This is a genomic window from Variovorax sp. 01T439_2 (assembly GCF_056398445.1).
The window spans coordinates 1-4,843 of the sequence record NZ_JBFTPJ010000422.1 but is presented as its reverse complement, the minus strand read 5'-3'; the positions used below and the strand labels follow the sequence as shown (position 1 = coordinate 4,843).

The following is a 4,843-nucleotide window of genomic DNA, read 5'->3' as shown; positions in this document are numbered from 1 at the left end:
GCTACCACCTGCGTGATGGGTGCGAAGTCCTTCGCCGGGTCGTAGGGCATCTTCAGCGCGATATGGTTGGCCACCGTGAGCGCCCCCGCCAGCGAATAGCCGAGCGTGTAGCCATCGCGCGGAGCTCGGGCCACTTCGGCCATGCCATTGAGCCCACCCGCGCCCGGTTTGTTGTCCACGATCACGGATTGCCCCAATACCCGGGCGATGCCTGCGGCGAGCAGCCGGGCCATGGAGTCGGCTGAACCGCCGGGCGCCAGCGGCACCACGATACGAATGAGCTTGGAGGGGAAAGGCTGCGCTTGCGCGCGAGCGAAGGGCAAGGCGCCTGCCGCCATCGCGGCGACCAGTCGCAGTGTGGAGCGCCGATGCGGATTCATGATCATTTCCTTCAAAAAACGTGGCGCACGCCCATGGCGATCAACGAAGTGTTGGCGCCGGCACGCACGCCGCTGTACCGGGTCGTGGCGTCGCTGATGTCGTAGCTGCTGCTCGCTACGTTCTTCAGCCAGCTGTACGACGCATACAGGTCGGTGCGCTTTGACAGAGCGTAAATAGCCGTTGCGGTGACCTGGTGCGCATCGAAGTCCCTGGCCGTCCGGTCGTCGTAGTGCTTGATGGATACCAGTGCGCGCAGCAGCGGCAGGACCTGGTACGACGCACCGAGCATGTAACTGCGGTAGTGGCGGCTGAAGATGCTGGTCGCGCTGGAAGGAGCAGCGACTGTCCGGCTACCCTCCCATCGCCCGGCCTGGAACGCGCCCGAGAGGATGAGTCCTCCGATGGTGTAGCTCAGCCCCGCGGTCGACGCGCGGTCGTGTGCGCTGTCGGTGGCATTGGCGTGGCGCGCATGCGCCAGGCTGGCCAGCCACGCGCCACTGCGGTAGATCATGTTGAAGCCCAGGGTGGATCGGGCCCCGGAGCTCGCCGGGGCCGGCTGTTCGCCGAATGAATATTGCACACGCACGATGACGGGGCCGAGCGCGGGGGAGATGTAATTGACGGCGTTGTCGTTGCGCGCCACGGTGGTAGGGTTCGAGCCGGTCCACATGGTGCTGCTGACCGTGCCGATGCCGAAGGCCGTCGGATCGATCGGCGCCAGAGCATAGAAGGTTGGCGCGTAGTCGCGGCCCAGTTCGATAGTGCCGAATGTGGTGCTGGATAGGCTGAGGACGGCCTTGCGACCGAACATCCGGCCGCCTTGGCCAAAAGAGCCGTCGTCCACGTTGAAGCCGTTCTCCAGTTGGAAGCCGGCCGTTAGACCTCCGCCCAGGTTCTCGGAGCCCCGAAATCCCAACCGGCTGCCACTTTGACAGCCCGACCCGACACGCGTGCTATGCGCTCCGTCGATGTTCGATCGGGCCACGCACGCATCCACCAGACCGTAGATGATGGACTGGCCCTGTGCGCCGGACGCAACAAAGGCAAGAGCAGCTGCGCCCACGATGCTTGAAAGGCAATTCTTCATAGTGTCTCCTCGTTGTTATTGCGCCGGCAAGTCTAGGAAGCAGGCCTGCGCGAACCTAGAGGCGATGTGGCAATGCAGCTATGTCAATGCGGCCAGGGGTTGTCCATGCGGACAAGGCAGTCATGCGGAAGCTGTTGCCGGGGTAGGCGCGAACAGCCAGCGCAGTTGGGCAAGCGTGCACGCCTCGGCGAGCGCATGTGCCCGGCGGCCGCGCGCGGTCGTCGAAACGCTTTGCAGGTCAGTGAGATTCCGCGGAGCTCGCGTAGCCGATGCCGCAGCCGGCCGACATCGGCACGCGCACCATGCCGTTTTCCACAGGCAGTGCTTCGAACGGGTCGTCCAGCAGGTGCTGGTGCTCGGCCAGCTCGCAGGCATACGGCAGCGAGCGCAGGGTGCTGGCCGCATGTGCTGCGAAGGCTTGCATCAGCGCGGGTCCGAACGCCGCACCGACGCGGCAGACCACGCCGCCGGCCTGGCACAGCGCGGCGGCCTGCGTGAAGCGCAACAGCCCGCCGAGCTTGGTCACCTTGAGATTGATGACGTCAACCACCCGGTCCGTCACCAGTCGGTACACGTCCTGTACCGACTGCGCGCTTTCATCCGCCTCGATGGCGGCGGGTAGCGACCTCGTCAGCATCGTCAGTCCGGTCCAGTCGTCGGCCGGCACGGGCTGCTCGATCAAGGCAATGTCGTAGCGCTCCATGCGCGCAAAGGCGGCCATCATCGTCTTGGCGCTGTAGGCCTGGTTCGGGTCAAGCGTCAACGCGACTTCTGCGCCCACCGCATCGCGTACGGATGCGATTCGCTGGACGTCCGTTTGCGTGTCGCCCGACAGTTTGAGCTTGAGTTGCTGGTAACCCTGCGCCGCCAGCTCGGCGGCATGTGCACCCATCTGCGCCGGCGTCTTGACTGGCACGATGCGGGACTGGCGAATGACGTCGTGGTGGCGCCCGCCCAGTAGGACGTGCACGGGCACGCAGAGGCGTCGCGCGAGCAAGTCGTGCAGTGCCATATCGATGGCCGCTTTCGCCGAGACATTGAAGGCCAATTGCCGGTCACATGTCTCGACGATGGCGGCGATCTCGTCCAGGCCGCGCCCGACCAGAGTCGGCGCCAAGGCACGCAGCGCGGCCAGCACACCTTCGCCGTCGCCGGAGATGCTGGGAATGGCATGCGCATAGCCGTGGCCGGTGTAGCCGTTGTCGTCGGTCAGCGTCAGTACGTGGGCCTGCAGGCCAGGTACGGACGCGCGCGCGAACTTCCAGTTCGCATCGTGCAGCCTCTGAGTGCAGGGATGCAGGGAGAAGTCGGTGATCTTCATGGTGAGTCTGATTCGGGTAGGCGGCGAGCGCCAGCCCGGCATGTTGGCACACCGCCGAGTCATACAGCGCCCGCGTTCGCAGCTGTGGCGTCGGCAGAGTTTAGGCATGCAGAGACGCTTCGGCCAGCACGGTGCAGGCACACCAGATAGCCACTACCGCGCATGGCCCGCAACGGCATCTCCGCGGCTTCCGTTCCCCTTGTCGCCCGTTGCTGCGTTGCTGCACCTTCCGCACTTTCAGAGCGTGCTGACGCGGCCATGCCGCCGGACACATAACTGTCTTGTCCACGGACCCTCTGGGTCAGCCGGCCCGCCGTCCATAGACTGGCCAAAATCTTCGAGGCAGATCAATGACAACAACCAGATGGAGACGACTTCTGATCACCGGCGCTGCCGGCAGGCTGGGCAGCCACTTGCGCAGCGACCTGCGAGACTTGGCCGAGCACGTGCGTGCCACCGACCTGCGCGCGCTCCCGCCGGCCACCGAGGGCGAAGAAGTGGTGCAGGCCGACCTGTCGGACATGGCCGCCGTGCACGCGCTGCTCGAGGGTGTCGATGCAGTGGTCCACCTGGGTGCCGTCATGCCGCAGGCGCCGTGGGAGGCTGTGCTGCAGGCCAACATCATCGGCAGCTTCAACGTGTTCGAGGCGGCCCGGCAGGCCGGCGCCAAGCGCATCGTGTTCGCCAGCTCGCACCATGCGATCGGCATGTACGACCGCTCGCAGCCGCTTGATTCCGGTGCGCCGCCGCGCCCGGGCAACCTCTACGGCCTCAGTAAGGCGTTCGGCGAGAACCTGGCGCGCATGTACCACGACAAGCATGGCATCGAAGTGGCGTGTCTGCGCATCGGCTCATGCTTCGAGCAGCCGACTGACGAGCGCATGCTGTCCACCTGGCTCAGCCATGCGGACATGGTGCAGCTGTGCCGCCGCTGCCTGGTCGCGCCTGCCGTTGGCTACAGCGTGGTGTATGGCGTATCGGCCAACAGCCGCAGCTGGTGGAGCAATGACAAGGTCGACTTCCTGGGCTTCGCGCCGCAAGACAGCGCCGATGCCTACGCACAGGACATCGCGCACGCCGGTGTACCCGCCTCGGCGCCGTTGAGCGCGCGCGCGGCGCACCTGCAAGGCGGGCGCTTCACCGACCTCATTCCTTAGGAGACAAGCAACATGAAGATGATCAAGACCCTCGGCCTGCTGGCCATCGCCTGCCTGGCGGCATCAGCGGCGGCGCAAACCTGGCCTACCAAGCCCATCCGCCTCATCGTGCCCTATGCGGCCGGCGGGCCGACCGACGGCATGGGTCGCAACATCGCCGCCCGGCTGTCGCTGCGGTTGGGCCAGCCGGTGGTGGTGGATAACCGGCCCGGCGCGGGGGGCGTGATCGGCGTGGACGCGGTCGTGAAAGCGGCGCCGGACGGCTACACGCTGGGCATGATCGCACCCGGTCCGGTGGCCGGGATGCCGGCGCTGACTAAGGTGCCCTACACCCATGCGGACATCGACTACATCACGCTGGTGGCCCGCAGCACGGCCGTCATCGTGGGCCCTGCCAATTCCCACGCCAGCCTCAAGGAGCTGATCGACGCGGCCAAGCGCGCACCCGGCAAGCTGAACTACGGCTCCGCCGGCAACGGCACGTCGCCGCACATCGGCGGGGAGATGTTCAAGCAGGAAGCGGGTATCGACGTGACCCACGTGCCTTATCGCGGCAGCGGACCGGCCGTCACGGCGGTGCTGGCTGGCGAGATCCAGTTCACGCTCATCGACGTGGTGGGCGCGCTGCCGTTGGCGCAATCGGGCCGGCTGCGCATGCTGGCCACGGCGAGCAGCCAGCGTGTGCCGCAGACCCCCGACGTGCCCAGCACCGCCGAGCTGGGTCTGCCCAAAGTGCTGATGGACACCAACTACGGAATCATCGCGCCTAGGGGCTTGCCCGCCGCGGTGCACCAGAAGATCCGCGAGGCCACGGTCGCGGTGGTGAACTCGCCGGAGATACAGGCTTCCTTCAAGCAGCAAGGCGTGTTGCCGGTCACCACCACCTCCGATGAGTAC

Annotated in this window: 5 protein-coding genes; 2 read left to right on the top strand and 3 right to left on the bottom strand. The window is 66.2% G+C overall.

The features are described 5' to 3' along the window. From AC1DOC_RS19360 to AC1DOC_RS19350, 3 genes are all read right to left on the bottom strand, one after another. The coding region (locus AC1DOC_RS19360; RefSeq protein ID WP_478130305.1) for a Bug family tripartite tricarboxylate transporter substrate binding protein at positions 1–380 on the bottom strand (380 nt) is incomplete at its 3' end. A gap of 11 nt (positions 381–391) precedes the next feature. Beyond that, positions 392–1,468 (bottom strand): porin, encoded by a 1,077-nt coding sequence (locus AC1DOC_RS19355; RefSeq protein ID WP_015865935.1) that lies wholly within the window; start codon positions 1,466–1,468, stop codon positions 392–394. A 238-nt stretch (positions 1,469–1,706) separates the two neighbouring features. Further along, a complete protein-coding gene (locus tag AC1DOC_RS19350) occupies positions 1,707–2,789 on the bottom strand; it encodes a mandelate racemase/muconate lactonizing enzyme family protein (protein WP_015865934.1) in 1,083 nt (360 codons plus the stop codon). A 350-nt stretch (positions 2,790–3,139) separates the two neighbouring features. Here AC1DOC_RS19350 and AC1DOC_RS19345 point away from each other — a divergent pair, with 350 nt between their 5' ends. After that, the gene (locus AC1DOC_RS19345) at positions 3,140–3,946 is read left to right on the top strand and encodes an NAD-dependent epimerase/dehydratase family protein (RefSeq protein ID WP_015865933.1); all 807 of its coding nucleotides are present in this window, start codon (positions 3,140–3,142) and stop codon (positions 3,944–3,946) included. Between the two features lie 12 nt (positions 3,947–3,958). Further along, positions 3,959–4,843: tripartite tricarboxylate transporter substrate binding protein (locus AC1DOC_RS19340; protein WP_478130304.1), on the top strand; the 885-nt coding region annotated here is incomplete at its 3' end.

Coding starts and splice junctions, on each gene's coding strand:
- AC1DOC_RS19345 (WP_015865933.1), top strand. CDS start 3,140: ATGACAACAACCAGATGGAGACGACTTCTGATCACCGGCGCTGCCGGC.
- AC1DOC_RS19350 (WP_015865934.1), bottom strand. CDS start 2,789: ATGAAGATCACCGACTTCTCCCTGCATCCCTGCACTCAGAGGCTGCAC.
- AC1DOC_RS19355 (WP_015865935.1), bottom strand. CDS start 1,468: ATGAAGAATTGCCTTTCAAGCATCGTGGGCGCAGCTGCTCTTGCCTTT.